This window comes from Streptomyces sp. NPDC004838, from assembly GCF_053600955.1.
Genome location: NZ_JBSGAW010000001.1, coordinates 188,848 through 211,883, shown reverse-complemented (window position 1 = coordinate 211,883; position 23,036 = coordinate 188,848). Strand labels below are relative to the sequence as shown.

19 protein-coding genes are annotated in these 23,036 nt (G+C 69.7%); 11 read left to right on the top strand and 8 right to left on the bottom strand.

Translation table 11 applies throughout. The features are described 5' to 3' along the window. Positions 1 to 87: 87 nt before the first annotated feature. From ACWEFL_RS00835 to ACWEFL_RS00825, 3 genes are read right to left on the bottom strand one after another with little or no spacing between them, the layout of a single operon-like run. Positions 88 to 864: an AIM24 family protein gene (locus tag ACWEFL_RS00835; protein ID WP_451705457.1), complete on the bottom strand. Its 777-nt coding sequence runs from the start codon at positions 862 to 864 to the stop codon at positions 88 to 90. Beyond that, positions 861 to 1,511: an AIM24 family protein gene (locus ACWEFL_RS00830; protein WP_451705454.1), complete on the bottom strand. Its 651-nt coding sequence runs from the start codon at positions 1,509 to 1,511 to the stop codon at positions 861 to 863. The genes ACWEFL_RS00835 and ACWEFL_RS00830 overlap by 4 nt, the downstream gene beginning before the upstream one ends. Position 1,512: 1 nt before the next feature. After that, positions 1,513 to 2,151: an AIM24 family protein gene (locus ACWEFL_RS00825; RefSeq protein WP_451705451.1), complete on the bottom strand. Its 639-nt coding sequence runs from the start codon at positions 2,149 to 2,151 to the stop codon at positions 1,513 to 1,515. Between the two features lie 255 nt (positions 2,152 to 2,406). Here ACWEFL_RS00825 and ACWEFL_RS00820 point away from each other — a divergent pair, with 255 nt between their 5' ends. The 4 genes from ACWEFL_RS00820 to ACWEFL_RS00805 all read left to right on the top strand — a co-directional run bounded on the left by ACWEFL_RS00820 (position 2,407) and on the right by ACWEFL_RS00805 (position 5,802). Further along, positions 2,407 to 2,751, top strand: a complete 345-nt coding sequence (locus ACWEFL_RS00820; RefSeq protein ID WP_451705448.1) for a DUF3817 domain-containing protein — start codon at positions 2,407 to 2,409, stop codon at positions 2,749 to 2,751. 356 nt (positions 2,752 to 3,107) lie between these two features. After that, positions 3,108 to 3,617 carry a MarR family winged helix-turn-helix transcriptional regulator gene (locus ACWEFL_RS00815; protein WP_451705447.1) on the top strand — a complete coding sequence of 170 codons (510 nt, stop codon included), beginning with the start codon at positions 3,108 to 3,110 and terminating at the stop codon, positions 3,615 to 3,617. A gap of 77 nt (positions 3,618 to 3,694) precedes the next feature. Beyond that, on the top strand, positions 3,695 to 4,018 hold the full coding sequence (locus ACWEFL_RS00810; RefSeq protein ID WP_451705445.1) for a DUF3817 domain-containing protein: 324 nt from the start codon (positions 3,695 to 3,697) through the stop codon (positions 4,016 to 4,018). Positions 4,019 to 4,101: 83 nt separating this feature from the next. After that, on the top strand, positions 4,102 to 5,802 hold the full coding sequence (locus tag ACWEFL_RS00805; RefSeq protein ID WP_451705443.1) for an acyl-CoA mutase large subunit family protein: 1,701 nt from the start codon (positions 4,102 to 4,104) through the stop codon (positions 5,800 to 5,802). Positions 5,803 to 6,036: 234 nt separating this feature from the next. Here ACWEFL_RS00805 and ACWEFL_RS00800 read toward each other — a convergent pair whose 3' ends face one another. Then, complete coding sequence (locus tag ACWEFL_RS00800; RefSeq protein WP_451705441.1) at positions 6,037 to 6,699, bottom strand: TetR/AcrR family transcriptional regulator; 663 nt, start codon at positions 6,697 to 6,699, stop codon at positions 6,037 to 6,039. A gap of 224 nt (positions 6,700 to 6,923) precedes the next feature. On the opposite strand from ACWEFL_RS00800, the gene ACWEFL_RS00795 reads away from it, so the two are divergent. From ACWEFL_RS00795 to ACWEFL_RS00780, 4 genes are all read left to right on the top strand, one after another. Then, positions 6,924 to 7,895: a tetratricopeptide repeat protein gene (locus tag ACWEFL_RS00795; protein WP_451705438.1), complete on the top strand. Its 972-nt coding sequence runs from the start codon at positions 6,924 to 6,926 to the stop codon at positions 7,893 to 7,895. 654 nt (positions 7,896 to 8,549) lie between these two features. After that, the gene (locus ACWEFL_RS00790; RefSeq protein ID WP_451705436.1) at positions 8,550 to 9,182 is read left to right on the top strand and encodes a DUF6230 family protein; all 633 of its coding nucleotides are present in this window, start codon (positions 8,550 to 8,552) and stop codon (positions 9,180 to 9,182) included. A gap of 355 nt (positions 9,183 to 9,537) precedes the next feature. Further along, entirely contained in the window at positions 9,538 to 10,098 is a 561-nt protein-coding gene (locus ACWEFL_RS00785) for a DUF6114 domain-containing protein (protein WP_451705434.1), read from the top strand. After that, a complete protein-coding gene (locus ACWEFL_RS00780) occupies positions 10,088 to 11,587 on the top strand; it encodes a hypothetical protein (RefSeq protein ID WP_451705431.1) in 1,500 nt (499 codons plus the stop codon). The genes ACWEFL_RS00785 and ACWEFL_RS00780 overlap by 11 nt, the downstream gene beginning before the upstream one ends. A 187-nt stretch (positions 11,588 to 11,774) precedes the next feature. On the opposite strand, the gene pyk is transcribed toward ACWEFL_RS00780, so the two are convergent. The 3 genes from pyk to pta all read right to left on the bottom strand — a co-directional run bounded on the left by pyk (position 11,775) and on the right by pta (position 16,838). Continuing rightward, positions 11,775 to 13,199, bottom strand: coding sequence for a pyruvate kinase (gene pyk / locus ACWEFL_RS00775; protein WP_451705429.1), 1,425 nt, complete (start codon positions 13,197 to 13,199; stop codon positions 11,775 to 11,777). A gap of 74 nt (positions 13,200 to 13,273) precedes the next feature. Continuing rightward, the gene (locus tag ACWEFL_RS00770) at positions 13,274 to 14,494 is read right to left on the bottom strand and encodes an acetate kinase (protein WP_451705427.1); all 1,221 of its coding nucleotides are present in this window, start codon (positions 14,492 to 14,494) and stop codon (positions 13,274 to 13,276) included. Positions 14,495 to 14,684: 190 nt separating this feature from the next. Beyond that, on the bottom strand, positions 14,685 to 16,838 hold the full coding sequence (gene pta, locus ACWEFL_RS00765) for a phosphate acetyltransferase (RefSeq protein WP_451705425.1): 2,154 nt from the start codon (positions 16,836 to 16,838) through the stop codon (positions 14,685 to 14,687). 462 nt (positions 16,839 to 17,300) lie between these two features. Between pta and ACWEFL_RS00760 the strand changes: the two genes are divergently transcribed. The 3 genes from ACWEFL_RS00760 (at position 17,301) to ACWEFL_RS00750 (ending at position 21,896) form a co-directional block, all read left to right on the top strand. Continuing rightward, positions 17,301 to 18,326, top strand: coding sequence for an ATP-dependent 6-phosphofructokinase (locus ACWEFL_RS00760; RefSeq protein ID WP_451705422.1), 1,026 nt, complete (start codon positions 17,301 to 17,303; stop codon positions 18,324 to 18,326). Between the two features lie 553 nt (positions 18,327 to 18,879). Beyond that, positions 18,880 to 20,001, top strand: coding sequence for a helix-turn-helix domain-containing protein (locus tag ACWEFL_RS00755; RefSeq protein ID WP_451705419.1), 1,122 nt, complete (start codon positions 18,880 to 18,882; stop codon positions 19,999 to 20,001). Positions 20,002 to 20,309: 308 nt separating this feature from the next. After that, positions 20,310 to 21,896, top strand: coding sequence for a GMC family oxidoreductase (locus ACWEFL_RS00750; protein ID WP_451705416.1), 1,587 nt, complete (start codon positions 20,310 to 20,312; stop codon positions 21,894 to 21,896). A 169-nt stretch (positions 21,897 to 22,065) separates the two neighbouring features. Here ACWEFL_RS00750 and ACWEFL_RS00745 read toward each other — a convergent pair whose 3' ends face one another. After that, a complete protein-coding gene (locus ACWEFL_RS00745; protein ID WP_451705414.1) occupies positions 22,066 to 22,899 on the bottom strand; it encodes a helix-turn-helix domain-containing protein in 834 nt (277 codons plus the stop codon). Positions 22,900 to 23,036 lie beyond the last annotated feature (137 nt).

Genomic DNA, 23,036 nt, shown 5'->3' with positions numbered 1-23,036 from the left:
AACCGCCGGGGTCCGGCGCGCGGAAGCGCAGTGTACGCAGTGCGCCGGGCGCGCAGACGTTCGACGTCACACTCCGCAGAGTAGCGTTCACAGGCCGAAACGACGCTGGAGGTCCCCCAGCTGGCCGGGAAGGCGCGGTGCGGATCCGTGTTGACCGGGAACGCCCGAGCCGCCGCCCGGCACCCCGGCCTGCGCCGGAGGCGCGCCCGTCGCCGTCTCCGCCATCAGCGCCTCGGACGACTGGAGCAGCACGGTCCCGGCACCGACGAAGTCGAACTGGTGCTCCTCCCCGGAGGCCCCGCCGATTCCCGTCAAGGCGCGCAGTCCCCCCATCACGCCGGTCATATAGCCGTGGTCGTAGTGGTGGCAGGGGGACGGGCAGTCGGCCCAGCCCACCAGCGCCTGCGGATCCACCCGGATCGGGGGTTCCATGAACACCACCGGTCCATTGGACGCGGCGACGAACTTCCCGGTTCCGATCAGCGTCAGAAAGCCCGGCACGATCGACTGCTTCAGCGCCAGCGTCGGCTGGTAGGCCAGCAGGTTCCCGGACCGGATCGTCAGATTCCCGTCGTCCAGGTCGAAGGAGTTCACATCGAACGCCCGGTCGGCGAGCAGCATCTTGCCGCTGCCCTCCGCCACCACCCAGTCACTCGCGTGCAGCGGTGAGTGGAACGAGGTCCGCAGCAGCCGGTCGAACCGGCCGTGGCCGATGCCGTTGAACTCGATCTGCCCGTAGTAGGCGATCATCTTCCCCTTCTGGAGGAACCACTGGCTCCCCTTGAGGTCCACACAGAAGGTGTACGGGTTGACGTTGTCGTCGCTCGGCAGCGACATCGGGTCGAGAACCACAGGGCCCGTCACAGCTTCTCCTCCGATGCCTGGACATACACCGCGCCATTGCCGCTCAGCTCCAGCTGGAACGCCTCGCCCGAGCCGCGCCCCACCATGTCGCGCCAGCCCAGCGCGGTGGAGAGCTTGTTCTGTACGTCACCGTGGTGCGCGACATACGCCTGCGGGTCCACATGGACCGTACGGCCGGGGGTGATCGGCAGCTGGATCACACCGCCGTGCGCCATCACCGCGACAGCGCCATGGCCGCGGAGGGTCGTGGTGAACAGCCCCTGGCCGGTCACCTGACCGCGCACCATGCCCATGACCCCGCCCTGCGAGCCCATGAACATCGTGTTCTGCTCCAGCGTCCCGTCGAACGCGAGCAGCCGGTCGGCCTCCACGTACAGGGTGTCGCCGGAGAGGTCGATCACCTGGATGTGATGACCGCCGTGGCCGAACATCACCGTGCCGCTGCCCTCCACCGTCATCAGCGGGGTCGCCTCGCCGGCGGCCCGGCGGCCGATCATCGAGGCGAATCCGCCCTGACCGCCCACGGTGTTGGGGGTGAAGGACACCTCCCCCTTGTACGCGATCATCGCGCCGCGCTGACTGAACATCCGCTGGCCGGGAATGACCGTCGCCTCGACCAGCTTGGAGTTGATCTCACGGAAAGGCATCTCAGACGTCCCCTCCGATGGTGTTGCGCTCACTGGGCTGTACGTACACGAGGCCGTCGCCCTCGAAGCGGATCTGGAACGCCTCGCCGCCGCCCTCGCCCATGAGGGTGCGGAAGGTCACACCGGACTGGAAGTTCTGCTGGAGGTTGCCCTGGTGGGCGATGTACGCGCCGGGGTCGACCGAGAGGGGGTACTGCGGGGTCACCCGCAGAACGACGGCCGGGCCGTCCGACATGATCGCGGCCTGGCCGCTGCCCTCGACCGTGGTGGTGAACAGGCCGTTGCCCGTCGCCCCGCCGCGCAGGCCGGTGAAGCTGGTGCCGGTGCGCAGGCCCGAGTCGGCGGCGAGCAGATTGCTCGACTCGACGAACAGCTTGTCGCCGTGGAGCGCCACCAGGTTGATCTCGGACGCGCGGTCGGCGAAGTAACAGACGCCCTGCCCCTTCACCTCCATCATCGTCATCTGCTCGCCGGTGAGACGGCGGGTGACCATCCCGCGGATGCCCTCACCGCCGCCGGACAGCTTCTTGAAGGCCATCTGGCCGTCGTAGGCGACCATCGACCCGTTCTTCGCTTTGACGGCGTCGCCGGTCATCTCAACCGCGAGCACCTTGCTCCCCTGGAGCCGGAACGTTGCCACGAAGCGACGGTAACCGCCGGGACGGTGGCCGGAACAGGTGCTCAACCGGTAATCCCGGCCGCGGGGAGGGGCGCCGACGGGCGCGGAGGGCCCCAGGACCCCACCCCGGACAAAGGCTTGGCAAAGAGGGCTGCCAGAATGAGCCCACCGAGCTTGTGAGCACATTCACAAGATCGGCTCGCGCCGCTTCCGTGCCCGCCGTCCGGCAGGCCGGTCGCGTCACCCGTTCCGTACCGTCCCACCGAAGGTGCAACCGTGGACATCAAGACCGCCTCGTCCCTCCACCGACTTCGTCTGATCTCCGCGATCGAGGGCGTCTCCTGGCTCCTCCTGATCGTCGGGATGGTGCTGAAGCGCACGACGGACTTCAACCCGGTGCCGACCCTGGGCATGGTCCACGGAATCCTGTTCATCGTCTATGTGCTGCTCTGGGCCGACGCCTGGAACCGCACGAAGTGGGATCTGAAGACCGCGGCTCTGTACTTCGCGTTCTCGATCCTGCCGGGCGGCTTCCTCATCGCCGAGCGCAAGCTCAAGCGCGCCGCCGAGGACGAGGTGATCGCCGCGCGTGCCCGCCGCGAGGGCACGGTCAACGCGTAGCCCCTCCGGGGAGCGGCAGGCACCCGCGGGTCTCGGGGGCGGCGGGTGCCTGCCCTGTGCGGTGTGTGCCCGCGTGCCCGGCCGCCGGGAGGGGACGGGACGGGGACGGCGGCGGCCTCGGCTGTACTTCCGGGGCCCTGTCTCCCCCGAGCCCTGTCCCCGGAGTCCCGCCCCACGGCCGTACGCCCGGAGCCGTACGCCCGGAGCCGTGCCTCCGGGGTCCGGAGCGCCGCTCGTCGGCTCGTCACCCGGAGCGCACCTCGTGACACGCTCCGGAGCCCGCCGCTCCGCCCGCCGGGAGACCGAAGGGCGAGACAGGGCTGACCACAAAATGACCACTCGGTAGGGTCGGAGCCGTGCCCAAGCCCCTCAGCCTCCCATTCGATCCCATCGCCCGCGCCGACGAACTGTGGCAGCAGCGCTGGGGGCCCGTCCCCTCCATGGCCGCGATCACCTCGATCATGCGGGCGCACCAGATCCTGCTCGCCGAGGTCGACGCCGTCGTCAAGCCGTACGGGCTGACCTTCGCGCGGTACGAGGCGCTGGTGCTGCTCACCTTCTCCAAGGCCGGTGAGCTGCCGATGTCCAAGATCGGCGAGCGGCTCATGGTCCATCCGACCTCCGTGACCAACACCGTGGACCGGCTGGTCAGGTCCGGTCTGGTCGACAAGCGGCCCAACCCCAACGACGGGCGCGGCACTCTCGCCTCCATCACCGACAAGGGCCGGGAGGTCGTGGAGTCGGCCACCCGCGACCTCATGGAGATGGAGTTCGGGCTCGGCGCGTACGACGCCGAGGAGTGCGCGGAGATCTTCGCGATACTGCGGCCCCTGCGGGTCTCCGCTCAGGATTTCGACGAGCGCTGAGGAGCGGAAGTGGCGTGGCGGGACCCTTGTACGACCCGGCCGCGAGGTGGTATCGCCACCCGGTTAGGCTCAGCGCCATGAAACAAACCGTGCTGACCCGCTACCGGGTGATGGCGTACATCACCGCCGTCTGGCTGCTGGTGTTCACCGGCGCCATCGTGCTGAAGTACGGCTTCGACACCGGCGACACCATGCTGATCTCGCAGATCCACGGTGTGCTCTTCATCATCTACGTCATCTTCGCCTTCGACCTGGGTTCCAAGGCGAAATGGCCCTTCGGCAAGCTGCTGTGGGTGCTGGCGGCCGGCTGCATCCCCGTGGCCTCCTTCTTCGTGGAGCCGAAGATCACCCGCGAGGTCCAGTCGCTGATCGAGTCCGGCGCGGAGCCGGCCCAGGCTTGACGCGTCACCCCACCGCCGCGGCGCGCACGGCCCGCGGCGGTTCTTCATCGACATTTACTAGGACGTCCTAGTAAATTGGTGGGATGGACGCTGACGCGATTGAAGAGGGCCGCCGACGCTGGCAGGCCCGCTACGACAAGGCCCGCAAGCGCGAGGCGGACTTCTCGACGCTCTCCGGGGATCCCGTGGAGCCCGTCTACGGGCCCCGGCCCACCGATGTGTACGAGGGCTTCGAGCGCATCGGCTGGCCCGGTGAGTACCCCTTCACCCGAGGTCTGCACCCGACCGGCTACCGGGGCCGTACCTGGACCATCCGCCAGTTCGCCGGCTTCGGGAACGCCGAGCAGACGAACGAGCGGTACAAGATGATCCTGGCCGCGGGCGGCGGCGGGCTCTCCGTCGCCTTCGACATGCCCACGCTCATGGGCCGCGACTCCGACGACCCGCGCTCGCTCGGCGAGGTCGGTCACTGCGGGGTCGCCATCGACTCCGCCGCCGACATGGAGGTGCTGTTCAAGGACATCCCGCTCGGCGATGTCACCACGTCCATGACGATCAGCGGGCCGGCCGTGCCCGTCTTCTGCATGTACCTGGTCGCGGCCGAGCGGCAGGGCGTCGACCCCTCCGTACTGAACGGCACGCTCCAGACCGACATCTTCAAGGAGTACATCGCCCAGAAGGAGTGGCTGTTCCAGCCCGAGCCCCATCTGCGGCTGATCGGCGACCTGATGGAGCACTGCGCGCGGGGCATCCCCGCGTACAAGCCGCTCTCGGTCTCCGGCTACCACATCCGCGAGGCGGGGGCGACGGCCGCCCAGGAGCTGGCGTACACGCTCGCCGACGGCTTCGGCTACGTCGAGCTGGGACTGAGCCGCGGGCTCGAAGTGGACACCTTCGCCCCCGGTCTCTCCTTCTTCTTCGACGCGCATCTCGACTTCTTCGAGGAGATCGCCAAGTTCCGGGCGGCCCGGCGGATCTGGGCCCGCTGGATGCGCGATGTGTACGGCGCGAAGACCGACAAGGCCCAGTGGCTCCGGTTCCACACCCAGACCGCCGGGGTCTCGCTGACCGCGCAGCAGCCGTACAACAACGTCGTGCGCACGGCGGTCGAGGCGCTCTCCGCCGTCCTCGGCGGCACCAACTCCCTGCACACCAACGCGCTCGACGAGACCCTCGCCCTGCCGAGCGAGCAGGCCGCGGAGATCGCCCTGCGCACCCAGCAGGTCCTGATGGAGGAGACCGGCGTCGCCAACGTCGCCGACCCGCTGGGCGGCTCGTGGTACGTCGAGCAGCTCACCGACCGGATCGAGGCCGACGCCGAGAAGATCTTCGACCAGATCAAGGAACGGGGACGCCGGGCACACCCCGACGGGCGGCACCCCATCGGGCCCATCACCTCCGGGATCCTGCGCGGCATCGAGGACGGCTGGTTCACCGGCGAGATCGCCGAGTCCGCCTTCCGCTACCAGCAGGCGCTGGAGAAGGGCGACAAGCGCGTCGTCGGCGTCAACGTCCACCACGGCTCGGTCACCGGCGATCTGGAGATCCTGCGGGTCAGCCATGAGGTCGAGCGCGAGCAGGTACGGGCCCTGGGGGACCGCAGGACCCGCCGCGACGACGCTCTCGTACGGTCCTCACTGGACGCGATGCTCGCGGCGGCCCGCGACGGCTCCAACATGATCGGCCCGATGCTGGACGCGGTGCGCGCCGAGGCGACGCTGGGCGAGATCTGCGACGCCCTGCGCGAGGAGTGGGGCATCTACACCGAACCGCCCGGCTTCTGACGGACGGCCGTCGCGCGTACGGTGGCGGGGTGACGGAACTTCCCGCCCCCGTACGCGGTGTCCCGGCCCGGATCAGAAAGGTCGGCTGCGGGGGCGATCTCTTCGCCACGGTCACGCTCGACTCGGAGCCGGGAGACGGGTGACCCCCGCGACCGGCAGGGGTGTCCGCGCGGGCCCGAGGGGTTCCGGTGGCGCGACCGGCCCTCGGCGGCCGAGCGACTAGCAGCCGAGCGACTAGCGGCCGAGTGACGCGAGGCCCGACAGCAGCAGCCCGGTGAAGCCGCGTGCCCATGCCGCGTCCACCGGCTCCGCGCTGACCAGCGTCCGGTGCACGACCGCGCCCGCGATGACGTCGAAGATCAAGTCGGCGTTGTACGCGGCCGCTTCCGGATCGTCCTCGTACGGCAGCTCACCGCGAGCCTGCGCCCGCGCCCGGCCCTGGAGCACCAGGAACTTCTGGCGGTCGACGATCGCCGCGCGGATACGGTGGCGCAGCGCCTCGTCCCTGGTCGCCTCGGCGACCACCGCCATCAGCGCCGTCCTCGTCTCCGGCCGCTCCAGCAGCGCCCCGAACTGGAGCACCACCCCTTCGACGTCGGCGGCCAGGCTGCCGAGGTCGGGGAGGCACAACTCGTCGAAGAGCACGGCGACGGCGTCCACGACGAGTTCGTTCTTGTTCGCCCAGCGCCGGTACAGCGTCGTCTTGGCGACCCCGGCGCGCGTGGACACATCGCTCATGGTCAGTTTCGACCAGCCCAGCTCGACGAGTGCCGACCGCGTCGCGTCGAGGATCGCGCTGTCGGCCTCCGCGCTCCTCGGGCGGCCCGTACGACCGCCGGGGGCGCCGGAGGCGTCGGGGACGTCGGGTGCGTCATGGGAGCGGGTGCGGCTCTGCATGACGGCGACCATACCGGCGGGTAAGCACTTTGTTGTGAGCCAGTTCACCGGGGGAATCTCACACCGTGCGTGCCGCTGCCGTTACGCTACGACCCGTAGCGAAAGCTGTGACCGGCTCCGCGACAACCACCGGCGCAGGGTGGGGACCCCGCGCCACACCATCGGGGTGCGGTTCGACCGACCGCACTTTTCACATGCGCGGCCGGAGGGGGGAGGATGTACTCATGCAGCCTAGGAACATGTCCATGAGCGGCGTCGTCGATCTCGCCGCGTTGAAGGCGGCCGGTGAGGCCAAGGCGAAGGCGGAGGCGGCCCGTGCCGAGGCCGCCCGCCAGGGCGGCGGCGGTGCCGTCGCTCCCTCCAGTCTCGTGATCGACGTCGATGAGGCGGGCTTCGAGGCCGACGTTCTCCAGCGGTCCGCCGAGGTCCCGGTCGTCCTCGACTTCTGGGCCGAGTGGTGCGGACCCTGCAAGCAGCTCGGCCCTCTGCTGGAACGCCTGGCCCTGGAGTACAACGGCCGTTTCGTACTCGCCAAGATTGATGTCGACGCCAACCAGATGCTGATGCAGCAATTCGGCATCCAGGGCATTCCCGCGGTTTTCGCGGTGGTGGCCGGACAGGCGCTGCCCCTCTTCCAGGGTGCGGCCCCCGAGGCGCAGATCCGTCAGACGCTGGACCAGCTGATCCAGGTGGCCGAGGAGCGCTTCGGCCTGACGGGCATCACCGTCGACCAGAGTGCCGAGGGAGCACAGCCCGCCGCGGCGGCCGTGCCCGTCGGGCCGTACGACGCGCTGCTGGAGGCCGCCGTGCGGGCGCTGGACGCGGGCGACTTCGCCGGCGCGGTGCAGGCGTACAAGAACGTCCTCTCCGACGACCCCGGCAACTCCGAGGCGAAACTGGGCCTCGCCCAGGCCGAACTGCTGGGCCGCGTCAAGGACATGGACGAGCAGAAGGTCCGCCGGGAAGCCGCCGAGAACCCGGCCGATGTGGCGGCGCAGATCGCCGCGGCCGATCTGGATCTGGTGGGCGGTCATGTCGAGGACGCTTTCGGCCGGCTCGTCGAGACGGTGCGCCGGACGGCCGGCGAGGACCGTGACGCGGCACGGCTGAGGCTGCTCAAGCTCTTCGAGGTGATCGGAGGCGACGACCCGAGGGTGACGTCGGCCCGTTCGGCGCTGGCGCGGGTGCTGTTCTGAACCGACTTGTGAACAACCTGGCCCGATCGGTCGACTAGGGCTGTTCCGCGGTGAATTGCGGCGGTGATGCTGATGAGGCATCACCGCCGTTTTGGCGTGTTCGGAAGGGAACCGGACTGCCCTTTACCAAAACTTGATAAATTGTCGATCTGTTACTCGCAGTAAATCAAGTGCATTCTTCTGTCCGTTTATTAGCGGCATTGGCCCCTTCTGGCGGCGTGCGCCGTTGCACCCTGTGTGGCCACTCGGTCCCGGTCGGCGGCGACTCGGCCACCGGATCGCTACTAGCGAGTAACGAGCCCCCTTGTGTCGGGGCCGTGAATGGACCACGATCGGCGACGCTCGGTCCGATACCGCACCAGCCCGGCTCCCCGCCGTGCGCGGTACTCGGGTCCCCACCGGGCCGGCCGGCCGCAGTGCGCCGGTCGCGGACAGGGGGGTTCCCGCCGGACGGCGGGGCCTGTCCGACGAGGTTGCGCGTGACGCTTCAGGCGCGATCAGTGGTTGTCGCTCGGGAGTGAACGCCGGTGTTGTGGACGCGGTAAGCGGCCGACGGCGCGGGTGCTCTCCTGCCCGAGGACGTAGCGCTTCTCCCACCTCAGGACGGACGGATCGGTCCGTACCCGAGGTGTACGTCCGAGAAGGAGGAAAGTCATGGAGTCTGTGGCTCGTGGCGGAACCAGATGGAAGCGGTTCGCCCTTGTCATGGTGCCGAGTGTGGCCGCGACGGCCGCGATAGGCATCGGCCTGGCACAGGGGGCGCTCGCCGCGTCTTTCAGCATCTCAGGCCAGGAGTTCAAGGTCCGTGCCGACAAGCTCGTCGGCACGAACTTCGTTCAGTACGGAAGTGTGGCCCACGGCAAGAACCTTGAGGGCGAGGACTTCGCGGCGCCGGTCGCCGTGTCGGGCTTCAAGACGGCCGAGATCACCAATATGTGCCAGTCGGTCGTCACCCCGAAGGTGCCCTTCCTCGGGAATGTGAGCCTCCAGCTCACCGCCGGAGGCAAGGGCTCCGACCCGGTGTACGCCGAGGACATCTACCTCGATGTCTCGGATCTCGAAGCGAACGCCGAGTTCGAGGACATCGACATCGGCGTCGCCGCGGGCTCGCTGAAGAACCCCGGCGTTCAGCCGGGCACCCAGGCGAACCCGTACGGCTTCTCGCAGCGGGCCAAGTCGGCGACGCTGACCGATGTCCGGCAGAAGGCGTGGGCGACCACGGCCGGCACCTTCAAGCTGCCCGGTCTGAAGATGAAGCTGCACAGAGGCGTCAAGGAGTGCTTCTAGCGGAGCCCCGCTCCCGCTGGCGCTGCGACCGAAGGGGTCTTCCGGTCGCCGCGCGGTGTCCGGTGCGGTGCATCGTGCGAGGCGGAGGTCCGCGACTCGTACGCGCCGTACTCGCGCGGTCCGGCAACGCCGCGCGGGGTTCCCACCCTGGCCGTAGGGCCTGCCTCCCGGGCCGCAGGGCCGGGAGGGAGCCGGGTATCGCGGGCCGGTGAACGTATCCGGTCGCAGCACCAGCACCAGCACCAGCACCAGCACCAGCACTCCGGACGGGCCGGGGCCGTCGGGCCGAGGCCCCGCCCGTTCCGCCCCCTCACCACCGTTCTCAGAGCACCACCCTTGCAGGGAGCTGTTTTCCATGAGCGCCGAGTCCACTGGTCCCCGCGGATTCACTTACTGGCGGCTGCGTTTCCGGGCGTGGCGTGGCAGCCGGCCTTTCTGGGCCGGCCTGTTCACCCTGCTCGGCGGTGTCCCGATCGCCTATCTGCCGTACGCCGACATCCGGCTCGGCAATCTCACGATCGCCATGGCCACCACGGCGGGAGCGGCCTCGCTGATCATCGGCGTCCTGCTGATCACCCTCGGTCTGACGATGTGGTTCCACTCCGTCGTCCGGGTGTTCGCGGGCGTCGCCTCCATCGTGCTCGCGCTGATCTCCCTTCCGGTCGCCAACTTCGGCGGATTCCTGGTCGGCTTCGTGCTCTCCATGGTCGGCGGTGCGATGTCGATCTCCTGGATGCCCGCCGCGCCGACGCCCGACCCGGCCGAGCCGGCCGACACACCGGGCCCTGAGGGCGACAGATCCGACTCGGGTGTTCCCGAGCAGCGATCGCGGGAGGAGCACGAGGGACACGACCACGACACGAACGGGACCGAGACGACTGCCCAGGCCAACGGAGGGAGGACCAGTGCAGGGTGATGCCAGGCCGCCGATGACGGCCGGGGACGCCGGGGAACGGGTCAGGAGAGGACCGCGACACGCGGCCCCCCGGCAGTCGCTGCTGACCAAGCTCCAGAGGCCCGCGGGGAAGGCGATCGCGCTGGCCGCGATGCCGACCGCCGTATTCGTGGGCATGAGCCTCACACCCAAGCTCGCGATCGCCGACGAGGGGGACATACCTTTCGCCCCCGGTCCGTGTGTGACCCGCTCGGACGAGCCGGCGGAGTCGGAGTCCCGGCCCCCCGAGCCGACGGAGTCGGCCAGGCCGTCCCAGACGCCCACACCCACGCCGAGCAGGTCCACGGACGACGGCGGCGACAGCGATGGCGAGGACAGCAAGGACAGCGAGCGCGGCGCGCGCGGCAAGAACAGCCAGGACGGCAAGAACAGCCAGGATGGCAAGGACGGCGAGGACCACGACGGAGAGGGCGCCAAGGGCGACGCCGCCCGGCCGGGTGAGGCTCCATCAGCGCGTGAGGCGGGCGGCGGGAAGCCCGCGAAGGAGGCCGCTCAGGACAGGCCGGACCCGAAGCCGGAGGAGGCCGAGACCAGGCATCCGCTGGACCCGCTGGGCATCGGTGAAGCGATCGAGGACCTGTTCGACGGCCCCGACGATGAGCAGACGCCCACGCCGGGCCCGGCCGGGAACCGGCCCGAGAAGCCGCCCGAGAAGCCGGCCGATCCCAAGACGCCGGCCAAGTCCAAGTCTGCTGAACCCGACGGGAAGCCCGCCAAGCCCGCCAAGCCGGCCGAACTCGGCGGGAAGCCGGCCGAGTCGGCCGAACTCGGCGGGAAGCCCGCCGGAACGGCGGACGGCGGCACGGGCGCGAGGTCGGACGGGGCGGCGGACCGGACCGAGGAAGCCGAAGCCATCAAGGACGCGGCTCGGAAGGCGGGGGTCGAAGTCGAGGAACTCGACGAGGACGCCAAGGGACTCGACCCCAGGAAGGACGAGGACATACCCGAGGGCGCCAAGCCGAACTTCCCGTGCCCCACCGCGGATCCGGAGGCCCTGGAGGAAGCGGATCTCGAACAGGGCATCCCCGCGCTCCCCGACGACCCCTGGACCCTGAAGAGTTCGAAGCTCACGCTGAGGGGCCTGGACTACAAGGGCATCGTGAAGGTCAGGACGGGCGGCGGCCAGACCAAACACGCGCTGAAGTTCACCGCGACCAGCGTGGACATCAAGGACCTCCACCAACTGGTCGTCGGCCCCGAGGGCACGACCGGGCACGTCGAGTCGAGAAGAGGTTCCACCTCGACCATCCGCGATGGCACGGTGACCATGTACACGGAGGAGCTGAAGGGCAACCTCTTCGGTGTCATCCCGGTCACCTTCAGCCCCAGGACGCCGCCGCCGCTCAACGTTCCGCTGGCCATCTTCACCGATGTCACGGTGAAGCAGGCGGGCCAGTTCGGCGGAACGCTGACGATCCCCGGCCTTCACAACTATTTCACCGGCGGCTGACCCCCCTCGAAGGGCCGCCACGGACCGTGGGCCGTATCCCTGTGCGGAGGGGTGCGGTCCACGGTCACGTCGCTCCGGGCGAGCACAGGGAGTTACGTACCGTCGTCGGCCAGGCGGCTGGTAGGACAGCAAGCCAGCGGGCCTGGCGGCCCGGCGCGCGCGGCGTCGGGTACGGCGGCCCGTGGCCTCAGCCCTGGGCCCCCAGATGATGCACCCGCACCATGTTCGTCGTACCGGGAACGCCCGGAGGGGACCCCGCCGTGATGATCATGATGTCGCCCTCGTTGTGCCGCTGGAGCTTGAGCAGCTCCGCGTCCACCAGGTCCACCATCGCGTCCGTGTTGTTCACATGCGGGACCACGAAGGACTCCACGCCCCAGCTCAGGGAGAGCTGGTTACGGGTCTCGGGGTCCGAGGTGAAGGCCAGGATCGGCTGGCAGACGCGGTAGCGCGAGAGCCGCCGGGCCGTGTCGCCGGACTGGGTGAAGGCGATCAGGGCCTTGCCGTCGAGGAAGTCGGCGATCTCGCAGGCCGCACGGGCCACCGAACCACCCTGAGTACGCGGCTTCTTGCCCGGCACCAGCGGCTGGAGGCCCTTCGACAGCAGCTCCTCCTCCGCGGCGATCACGATCTTCGACATCGTCTTGACGGTCTCGATCGGGTACGCGCCGACCGAGGACTCCGCGGAGAGCATGACCGCGTCCGCGCCGTCCAGGATCGCGTTGGCGACATCAGACGCCTCGGCGCGCGTGGGCCGGGAGTTGGTGATCATCGACTCCATCATCTGGGTCGCCACGATCACCGGCTTGGCGTTGCGGCGGCACAGCTCGACGAGCCGCTTCTGGACCATCGGGACCTTTTCGAGCGGGTACTCGACGGCCAGGTCGCCGCGGGCGACCATCACCCCGTCGAACGCCATCACGACGTCCTGCATGTTCTCGACCGCCTGCGGCTTCTCCACCTTGGCGATGACGGGGACCCGGCGGCCCACCTCGTCCATCACCTTGTGGACGTCCCTGACGTCCTCGGCGTCCCGCACGAAGGAGAGCGCCACCAGGTCGCAGCCCATGCGCAGCGCGAACCGGAGGTCCTCGACGTCCTTCTCGGAGAGCGCCGGGACGTTGACGGCCGCGCCGGGCAGATTGATGCCCTTGTGGTCGGAGATCACACCGCCCTCGACGACGATCGTCTTCACGTTCCGGCCGTCGACCTCGACCACGCGCAGTTCGACATTGCCGTCGTTGATCAGGATCTGGTCGCCCTTGGCGACGTCGCCGGGCAGCCCCTTGTACGTGGTGCCGCAGATGCTCCGGTCGCCTGCCACGTCCTCGGTGGTGATGGTGAACTCGTCACCCCGCACCAGCTCGACCGGGCCCTCGGCGAACGTCTCCAGCCGGATCTTGGGGCCCTGGAGGTCGGCGAGTACGCCGATCGCGCGGCCCGTGTCCTCGGCGGCCTTCCGGAGGCGGTGGTACCGGTCCTCGTGGTCGGAGTGGGTGCCGTGGCTCATGTTGAAACGGGCCACGTTCATCCCGGCCTCGATGAGCGCTTTCAGCTGCTCGTACGAGTCGACGGCGGGGCCCAGTGTGCAGACGATTTTGGAACGGCGCATAAGGCGGATCCTATCGGTTTGTTTCGACTCGGAATATTCCTTCTGGCGGAATGTACAAATGGGCGGACGGTCGCTCAGTCGAGTGAGCTGATGGTCACCAGTGCGAACGCCTGGCGCGCGATCTCCAGCTCCTCGTCCGTCGGAACCACGGCCACCGCGACCCGTGCGTCCGGCGTCGAGATGATCCGCGCCTCCTCGGAACGCTCCGCGTTCAGACCGGCGTCCAGCGTGAGCCCCAGCTCCTCCAGTCCAGCCATCGCAGCTTCCCGCACCGGAGCCGCGTTCTCACCGACCCCCGCCGTGAAGACGACCGCGTCCACCCGCCCGAGTACCGCGTAATAGGCGCCGATGTACTTCTTCAGACGGTGGATGTAGATGTCGAAGGCGAGCCGTGCCCGCTCGTCGCCCGCGTCGATACGGCGGCGGATCTCCCGCATGTCGTTGTCGCCGCAGAGCCCCACCAGGCCGCTCCTCTTGTTGAGCAGTGCGTCGATCTCGTCCGTCGACATCCCGGCGACCCGCTTGAGGTGGAAGGTCACCGCCGGATCGATGTCCCCGGAGCGGGTGCCCATCACCAGCCCTTCCAGCGGTGTCAGCCCCATCGACGTGTCCACGCACCGACCGCCCGCCACCGCCGACGCCGACGCGCCGTTGCCCAGGTGCAGCACGATCACGTTGACGTCCTCGGGCGACCTGCCCAGCAGCTTCGCCGTCTCCCGCGAGACATACGCGTGGGAGGTGCCGTGGAAGCCGTAGCGGCGGATCCGGTGGGCGTCCGCGACCTCCACGTCGATGGCGTAGCGGGCCGCGGACTCCGGCATCGTCGTATGGAACGCGGTGTCGAAGACGGCGACCTGCGGCAGCTCGGGACGGAGCGCCCGCGCGGTACGGATACCGAGGATGTTGGCCGGATTGTGCAGCGGTGCCAGCGGGACCAGCCGCTCCACCTCCGCCAGCACCTCGTCGTCGATCACCGTCGGCTCGGTGAACCGGCTCCCGCCGTGCACCACCCGGTGGCCGATCGCCGCCAGTTCGGGGGAGTCGAGACCGAGGCCGTCGAGCGCCAGTTCATCGGCGACGGCGTTCAGCGCGGCCTCGTGGTCGGCGATCGGGTCGACCCGCTCGCGCCGGACCGCGCCGCCGCCGTTCAGTGGGGTGTGGACCAGCCGGGACGTCTTCTCGCCGATCCGCTCCACGAGCCCGACGGCCAGCCGCGACGCGTCGCGCATATCGAGCAACTGGTACTTCAGCGACGAGGAGCCGGAGTTGAGGACGAGGACGCGGGTCGCGGTCATGGGGCCTTCTGTGAGTGCGGGGTCGGGTACGGACCGGGTGCGGACGTCTGTACGGGGCAGGGTGCGGCGGGGCCGAGTGCCTCGGGAACGGGGGCGGCGGGGGCGGGTGCCGGGCCGGCAGCTTCGAGATCGGGTACGGGCGTCCCTGCGAGGCTGGGCGCGAGCGTTCGTACGAGGCCGGGCGCGGGCGTCATACGGGCTCGGCCCGCGCCGTTCCCGCGGGCTGCCCGGCCACCGCCTCCGGCTGGGCCTGGATCGCCGTGATCGCGACCGTGTTCACGATGTCCCCGACGAGAGCGCCGCGCGACAGATCGTTCACCGGCTTGCGCAGCCCCTGCATCACCGGACCGACCGCCACCGCGCCCGCCGAGCGCTGTACGGCCTTGTAGGTGTTGTTGCCGGTGTTCAGGTCCGGGAAGATCAGCACGGTCGCCCGGCCCGCGACCTCGGAGTCCGGCAGTTTGGTGGCCGCGACCGTCGGCTCGACGGCCGCGTCGTACTGGATCGGGCCCTCGATCAGCAGCTCCGGATGCGTCCTGCGCACCAGTTCGGTCGCCTCCCGCACCTTGTCCACGTCCGCGCCCGAGCCCGAGGTCCCGGTCGAGTACGAGAGCATCGCGATCCGCGGCTCGACGCCGAAGCGCGCGGCGGTGGCGGCGGACTGGACGGCGATGTCCGCGAGCTGCTCGGCGTCCGGATCCGGGTTGACCGCGCAGTCGCCGTACACCAGCACCTTGTCCGCCAGGCACATGAAGAAGACGGACGACACGATCGGGGCCGCACCAGGAGCCGCCGCCCCGGCGGACGACTCGTCGCGCGCCTCGCGGGTCTTGATGATCTCGAACGCCGGACGGATGGTCGCGGCCGTGGAGTGCACCGAGCCGGAGACCATGCCGTCGGCCAGACCCAGGTCGACCATCAGGGTGCCGAAGTAGTTCACATCCGCCACCACGTCGTACGCCAGCTCCACCGACACACCCCGGTGGGCGCGCAGCTCCGCGTACCGCTCGGCGAAGGTCCGGCGCAGCTCCGAGGCGTTCGGGTCGATCAGCTGGACGGCGGAGAGATCGATGCCCAGGTCGGCGGCCTTCTTGCGGATGACCTCGGCGTCACCCAGCAGGGTCAGATCGCAGACGTCGCGCCGCAGCAGCACATCCGCGGCGCGCAGCACCCGCTCCTCCGTGCCCTCGGGCAGCACGATCCGCCGGCGGTCGGCGCGGGCCTGTTCCAGCAGCTCGTGCTCGAACATCATCGGGGTGACCCGGCCGCTGCGGGCCACCGCCAGCCGGGCGAGCAGCTCGCCCGTGTCGACATGGCGCTCGAACAGACCGAGCGCGGTCTCGGCCTTGCGCGGGGTGGAGGCGTTCAACTTGCCTTCGAGGCCGAAGAGTTCGGTCGCGGTGGGCCAGCTGTTGCCGGGCACCGAGATCACCGGGGTGCCGGGCGCGAGCCGGGACGCCAGGGTGAGGATCTCGTCGCTCGGCCGCTCGTTCAGTGTCAGCAGCACCCCCGCGATGGGCGGGGTGCCGGCCGAGTGCGCGGCCAGCGCGCCCACCACCAGATCGGCGCGGTCGCCGGGGGTGACCACCATGCAGCCGGGGGTCAGGGCGTTCAGGAAGGTCGGCAGCATCGCCCCGCCGAAGACGAAGTCGAGCGCGTCCCGCGCGAGCCCCGAACCGTCGCCGAGGAGCACCGTGCCGCCCAGGGCCTGAGTGATCTGGGAGACCGTGGGGGCGGCGAGCGCGGGCTCGTCGGGCAGTACATAGCAGGGAACCGGAAGGCGGGACGCGAGCCGCTCGGCTATCACCGTACGGTCATCGGGGGCGACCCGGTTGACGACCATGGCGAGGATGTCGCAGCCCAGGACCTCGTAGGCGCGATGGGCATTGCGTGCCTCGGCCCGTACGGACTCCGGAGTCTGCCCCCTCCCGCCGACGACCGGAATCACGGACGCGCCGAATTCATTGGCGAGTCTCGCATTGATCGCCAACTCGTCCGGAAGCTGGGTCGCGGCGAAGTCCGTGCCGAGGACGAGGACGACCTCGTACGCGCGCGCCACCTGGTGGAAGCGCTCGACCAGCAGGGAGACCAGCTCGTCGGTGCCCTTCTCGGCCTGGAGCGCGGACGCCTCGTGGTAGTCGAGCCCGTACACCGTCGCCGGGTCCTGGGTCAGCCGGTAACGGGCCCGCAGCAGCTCGAACAACCGGTCCGGGCCGTCGTGCACCAGGGGGCGGAAGACGCCCACCCGGTCCACCTGGCGGGTGAGGAGCTCCATGACTCCCAGCTCGACGACCTGCCGGCCGTCCCCGCGGTCGATCCCGGTCACGTACACGCTGCGCGTCACGCGTGCTCTCCCGTCCGCCCAGATCCGGACGTGTACCCGTACGCGTACACGTCACTCGTACACTTCGCTCGCACGCGTCACCTGTATGCGCGTCGCTCGCACAGAACCTCATACAGAAACCGCCGGTCGGCGGCCTTCACCTCTTGACAGTACCTCCGTGGACGGCTAAAGAGCCCGCCGGGTAGGGGTCGGGGGCGGTGGGGTGCGCGAGGCGGGGCGCGGACGGGGCACGCCGGGCTGCGGAAAGGCGTACGGAACCGTTACGGGAAGCGCACGGGAGGCGTCCGCAGGGTGTGCCGGGGGCATCCGCAGGGTGTGCCCGGGGGTGTCCGCAGGGTGTGCGGAAGGTGCGGGGGAGGAGGTCGGAAGCCTTGGCACGATTGGGGGCGCGGGCCCTCCGAGCGCATGGAACAATTGACTACTGGCTCACCTGTCCCACTGACGAGCAGGAGACACAGCGCGATGCGTATCGGAGTTCTCACCGCAGGGGGCGACTGCCCCGGACTGAACGCAGTGATCCGGTCGGTCGTGCACCGGGCTCTCACCGGGCACGGCGACGAGGTCATCGGATTCGAGGACGGTTTCAAGGGGCTGCTCGACGGCCACTACCGTCCCCTCGACCTCAATGCCGTCAGCGGCATTCTCGCCCGCGGCGGCACGATTCTGGGCTCCGCCCGGCTGGAGCGCAACCGGCTCCGCGAAGCGGCCGAGAACTGCGGAGAGTTGCAGCGCCGGTACGGCATCGACGTACTCATCCCGATCGGCGGCGAGGGCACGCTGACCGCGTCCCGGATGCTCTCCGACGCGGGAATGCCCGTCGTCGGCGTACCGAAGACCATCGACAACGACATCTCCGCGACCGACCGCACCTTCGGCTTCGACACCGCCGTCACGGTCGCCACCGAGGCCATCGACCGGCTGAAGACCACCGCCGAATCGCATCAGCGCGTGATGGTCGTCGAGGTGATGGGCCGGCACGCGGGCTGGATCGCCCTGGAGTCCGGCATGGCCGGCGGAGCACACGGCATCTGTCTGCCGGAACGGCCCTTCCAGGTCGAGGACTTGGTGAAGATGGTGGAGGAACGCTTCTCCCGTGGGAAGAAGTTCGCCGTCGTCTGCGTCGCCGAGGGCGCGCACCCGGCCGAGGGCTCCATGGCCTACGGCAGGGGCGAGATCGACCAGTACGGCCACGAGCGCTTCGAGGGCATCGGCAACCGCCTCGCCTCCGAACTCGAGCACCGGCTCGGCAAGGAGGCCAAGCCGGTGATCCTCGGGCATGTGCAGCGCGGTGGCGTGCCGACGGCGTACGACAGGGTCCTCGCGACCCGGTTCGGCTGGCACGCGGTGGAGGCGGCGCACCGGGGCGACTTCGGGCGGATGACCGCGCTGCGCGGCACCGATGTGGTGATGGTGCCGCTGGCGGACGCGGTGACGCAGTTGAAGATGGTCCCGACGAGCCGGATGAACGAGGCGGAGTCCGTCTTCTGACCCCGTTCGTCCCTCTGCCGTCGGCCTCGCCGCGGTTGGTCCCTCTGAGGGGCCGGCCTGTGGCGGTCCGGCCTCTGTCCGTGCGGGCCCTGTCCGTGCGGCCCCTGTCCGTGCGGCCCCTGTCCGTGCGCGCGTGAGCCGGTGCCTCCGCGCCTCTGCCGGTCCGTCCGTGTGCCTGCCGGTCTGGCACTTTTGCCTGTGCGCGCGTGCGCGCGTAGGCCGGCGCGCACGGGCGTCCGTATGCCTGCCCGGCCGTCCGCAGGGCTTCCGCCGTCCGCCGGGCTCCTGCCGCGTACGAGTGGCCTTGATCGATCCCCCCGTGAACGATCAAGGCCATTCGCGTGCCTCCGTCCTCGTCACCTCCGGCCGGTCACGCCGGGAGGCTGGAGAGGGCTGGATCTAGGGCCGGTTTCCCGCTGAATTTTTCGGTCCGGATGGCGCAGATCACTCTTGAGCCTGCCGCCCGCGATCGCAAGGCTGTTCGTGTCCGGGACATGTCCCAGACCTGTCCCAGCACGTCAGCGGAGGGTCAGTGGAGGACGGAGAACGACGGATGGCACCCGAGGGGAACACGGCTCCCGATCCGGAAGAGGCCCGCAACGCCGCGGAGTTCGTGGCGAGATTGCAGGCGCTCAAGGACTGGTCGGGCTTGACCTACCGGGAGTTGACGTCCCGGGCGGACGCGGTCGGCGAGGTGCTGCCGCGTTCGACCGTCGCCAATATGCTCAGCCGCTCCACCGTGCCGCGCGAGGAACTCGTGGCCGCGTTCGTGCGGGCGTGCGGCTGCGGGCCGGGGTCGATGGAGACCTGGCTGAGGGTGCGCAAGGAACTGAGCCGCCGGGAGCGGCAGTCGGTGGAGGTCCCGGAGTACCAGGATGTGGAGAGCCCGGTTCCGACGGAGGACGGTACGAGCCACGGACCGGCTCGGCCACCCTCGTCGACCGAGCCGCCACACACGTCCCGGCGGATTCCGCTCACGGCGTGGATCGCCGCGGCCGTCGCGCTGTCCGTGATCGCGGTCGCCGTCGTGGTGGGGCTCGCCCTCCGCGACGACGATTCGGGTTCGGCCTCCGGACCTCCTTCCGTCTCCGGCCCCGCTTCCGCTTCCGCTTCCGGGCCTGCTTCCGGTTCCGGAGCCACCCCGTCCCCGAAGACGAAGGGGACGGCCCGGTCCGCGGCCCCGCCGGCGCGCGAGCCCGTCGCGGTTCCGCTCACCACCCCGTCCCCCGGCCCCGTCCGTATCAAGGCCGTCCACTCGGGTCTCTGCCTGGCCGAGCGCGGCGAGCAGAGCGGAGCGCTCTACCAGATGCCGTGCGCGACCGGCTCCATCCCGGACTTCTCCCTGACTCGTCTGCCGGAAGGCTGGCGGATCGCCACCCAGCACCCGGTGTTCGGTCCCGGGTGCAGCGGAGTCATGGAGAAGTCGGCCGAGGCCGGGGCCCCCGTTCACGACCAGGAGTGCGGACTCCGCGGCTCGGCCGAGGTGTTCACGATCGAATCCGTGGGCGCCCCGGCCGGCGAGTTCCGGCTGCGGCCCGTGCACAGCGGTCTGTGCGTGGGCGTCGAGGGCGCGGTCGAGGAACCGGCCGCCGCGATACGCCAACTGGCCTGCACCAAGGGGGGCGAGGGGCAGCGGTTCGCACTGGAGCGCGTACCCGCCCCGGCCGGTTCCTAGTGTTGCTGGGGAGGCGGTCGGCGGGTGGTCGGCCCTTGAGCGCGGAGTGGCCGATCCGCTCGGCGAAGGGCAAAGCCGGGCCAACCGCTTTGTACGCGCCTGTGGTTCGCCCGCCGAACCCGCTCCGGCTCGCCTCCGTTCGCGGTTGCTGTAGCAGTACAAGGTCTGGCAGCCTGGCGAAGATCATGCGGATCCGCCGTCGTGAGGGTGCCGACCAGCGCATTCCGGCCTTGGGTAAGCCTGGGCCGCATGTCGGACTGCCATCGCGAAATCTCCGCGTCAGCGAAGTGAGCAGGAGAAAGGGCAACATGGCGAAGAGCACGCAGAGCACAGACGCGGCTATAGCCGCCTATGGAGACGGGCGGGCGGTCGGCTCCGAGTTCGACGTGATCGTATGCGGCGCCGGCGCCGCCGGGTCGACGGTGGCAGGGATGCTCGCGGAGGACAGGGATCTCCGCGTTCTCCTTCTCGAAGCGGGCCCCGGCGACGACGACCAGCGTGTTTCCGATCCCGATCGCTGGCCCGAGAATCTCGGCAGTGAACGCGACTGGGGCTTCATCACGGAACCGGGCGCTCAGCTAGAGAACCGGCGTGTGCTGTATTCGATGGGCAAAGGTCTCGGCGGGGGATCGAGCATCAACGTCGGGGTGTGGTCACGCGGCCACCGACGGGACTGGGAGGACTTCGCCAGGGAATGCGCGGACCCGCGTTGGAACTACCAGTCGGTCCTCGGCGCCTACCGTGAAATCGAAACGTGGCACGGCGACCCCGACCCCGGGCGACGGGGGGAGGCGGGCCCCATGCAGGTCCGGCCGGCGCAGCCGCTGCATCCGTTCTTCTCGGCCATGCTCGTGGGAGCCGAGTCCAACGGCCTCAAAAGGTACGGCAGTCCGAACGGGGAACTCGCCGAACGAGGCAGCGGCTGCGCGGTCCGGGACGAGATCGTCCACAACGGGACGCGGCTCTCGCCCTTTCGCGCGTTCGTCGGCCCGCGCCTGAGCCAGCGGAACCTGACGGTGCTCACGGGGGTACTGGTCACGCGGGTGCTGTTCGAGGGCGACCGCGCGGTGGGAGTCGAAGCCGTGTCCGACGGCCGTGTCCACCGCTTCCGGGCGGCGCGGGAGGTCGTGCTCAGTCTCGGTGCGGTGCAGACGCCCAAGATCCTCATGCAGTCGGGAATCGGGCCCGCCCGGCACCTCGAGTCGTTCGACATCGATGTCCTCGTGAACTCGTCCGGTGTGGGCGCCGGTCTTGACGACCACCTGATGTTCGGCTGCGTATGGGAGGCCGGTGCACAGGAGATGCCCCCGCCGCCCAGAGCCCAGGCCGTGTGTTTCTGGGGCGAGGACGGCCATGACGAAGCACCGAAGTTCGTCATGTACTCGGGTGCGGCCGCGTTCATGAGTCCCGAGGCGGCAGCACGGTACGGCAGTCCGCACCCGGCATTCACCTTTCTGCTGGGCATGCGTTTGAGGTCGCGCGGATCCGTCCGGCTCAGCGGTTCCGGCCCGGCGGACGCGCCCGTGATCCAGACCGGCTACTTCGATGATCCCGACGACCTGCGTGATGCGGTCGGGGCCTACCGATTCGCCGAAGCGATCACCGACACCGATGCGATGCGCCCCTACCGGGGCACCGGCGTGATCCCCTCGAACGCGTCCGACGACGAGGTGGCCGCCTATATCCGTACCGCCGCCGGTACGTTCTGGCACCAGTGCGGGACCGCGCGAGCGGGCAGCGGCGACGAGGCCGTCGTCGACTCCGAACTTCGCGTACGGGGCGTCGAGAACCTCCGTGTCGCCGATGCGTCCGTGCTGCCCCGCGTCCCGTCCGGGAACACCATGGCGCCGTGTGTGGTGGTGGGGTACCAGGCCGCGCGGTCACTTCGCGGCTGACGGGAAGTCCCGACGTCGGTGACCACTGAGCCCCCGGCCGCGGCGAATTCGAGGGGTCGTTGCAACACTGCTGGTCAGCTGGCCAGGTCCGGTAGCTTGGCGAGGCGCTCGGCTGGGGTTTCCCAGCCGAGCGTTCCGCGTGGGCGGCTGTCGAGTTCGGCGGCCACCGTCACCCGGTGTGCGGGGCGTGGGCGACGAACCAGATGGCGCGCGCGGTCGTCGTGCCCGAGTTACGGAAGACATGCGGTGTGACCGAGTCGAAGGCGATGGAGTCCCCGGCCCGCAGGACGTACTCCTCCTCCGTCCCGATCCGGATGGTCAGCTCGCCCGCCGTCACCACGCCGTACTCGAAGCCCTCGTGTCCGGCCGCGTGATCGTCCTCGTCCGATGAGCCGCCCGGTTCGTACACGATCTCCAGGAAATCGACTTCGGTGTCCGAGGTGGTGGTGAGCCGCTCCCAGCGGACGCCGTTGCCGAAGTCGATGGCCTGACGGCTCTGGACCCGCTGGATCTGGGCCCGGTACGAGGGAGGGAGCCTCCGCAGGGAGCCGAACACCCCGGAACCGGAACCGGACCCGGACCCGGACCCGGAACCGGACCCGGAGCCGGACCCGGATCCCGGCGCGGGAACGGGAGGCCGTCCGTTCCCGTCGGCGATGGTCGCCCGGTCGGCTGCCTGATCGATGGCCCGGTCGACGGCTCGGTCCGCCGCCCGCCCGGCAGCGCCGTAACCCTCGGGGCCGGCTTCCGTGTCCGCCGAGTCGGGTTCCTGTCGCAGAAGGAAGTCCGTGGACACGTCCAGCGCGCGGGCGAGGCTGTAGAGGACGCCCACCGAGGGGGCCGTTCTGCCCAGCTCGATCTGCGACAGGAGGCTCGCCGAGCAGCCGATCTTCCTCGCGAGTCCGCGCACGGACTCCCCGCGTTCCCGGCGGGCGGCCCTGAGCCTGGTTCCGAGCGCCGTGGTGCGCGACTCCGCGGATGAGGGGGACGTCGATTGAGTCACGGGTGTCAGTCTAGACGGCACAGACGAATGTGTAGTCATGCTGAACGATCTGCGCCTAGTGACTTACCTCCAACCGTCTCGTAGGCACATGGTGGGGCGTATTGACCGTTTTCATATAATTTGTTCCTCGCCTCGGT

Excerpts from the sequence above, each read along its gene's own strand:
- ACWEFL_RS00800 (WP_451705441.1), bottom strand. The coding sequence starts at position 6,699 with ATGCAGAGCCGCACCCGCTCCCATGACGCACCCGACGTCCCCGACGCC.
- ACWEFL_RS00760 (WP_451705422.1), top strand. The coding sequence starts at position 17,301 with ATGCGTATCGGAGTTCTCACCGCAGGGGGCGACTGCCCCGGACTGAAC.
- ACWEFL_RS00795 (WP_451705438.1), top strand. The coding sequence starts at position 6,924 with ATGCAGCCTAGGAACATGTCCATGAGCGGCGTCGTCGATCTCGCCGCG.
- ACWEFL_RS00750 (WP_451705416.1), top strand. The coding sequence starts at position 20,310 with ATGGCGAAGAGCACGCAGAGCACAGACGCGGCTATAGCCGCCTATGGA.
- ACWEFL_RS00785 (WP_451705434.1), top strand. The coding sequence starts at position 9,538 with ATGAGCGCCGAGTCCACTGGTCCCCGCGGATTCACTTACTGGCGGCTG.
- ACWEFL_RS00830 (WP_451705454.1), bottom strand. The coding sequence starts at position 1,511 with ATGCCTTTCCGTGAGATCAACTCCAAGCTGGTCGAGGCGACGGTCATT.
- ACWEFL_RS00755 (WP_451705419.1), top strand. The coding sequence starts at position 18,880 with ATGGCACCCGAGGGGAACACGGCTCCCGATCCGGAAGAGGCCCGCAAC.
- ACWEFL_RS00770 (WP_451705427.1), bottom strand. The coding sequence starts at position 14,494 with ATGACCGCGACCCGCGTCCTCGTCCTCAACTCCGGCTCCTCGTCGCTG.
- ACWEFL_RS00805 (WP_451705443.1), top strand. The coding sequence starts at position 4,102 with ATGGACGCTGACGCGATTGAAGAGGGCCGCCGACGCTGGCAGGCCCGC.
- ACWEFL_RS00810 (WP_451705445.1), top strand. The coding sequence starts at position 3,695 with ATGAAACAAACCGTGCTGACCCGCTACCGGGTGATGGCGTACATCACC.
- ACWEFL_RS00790 (WP_451705436.1), top strand. The coding sequence starts at position 8,550 with ATGGAGTCTGTGGCTCGTGGCGGAACCAGATGGAAGCGGTTCGCCCTT.
- pyk (WP_451705429.1), bottom strand. The coding sequence starts at position 13,199 with ATGCGCCGTTCCAAAATCGTCTGCACACTGGGCCCCGCCGTCGACTCG.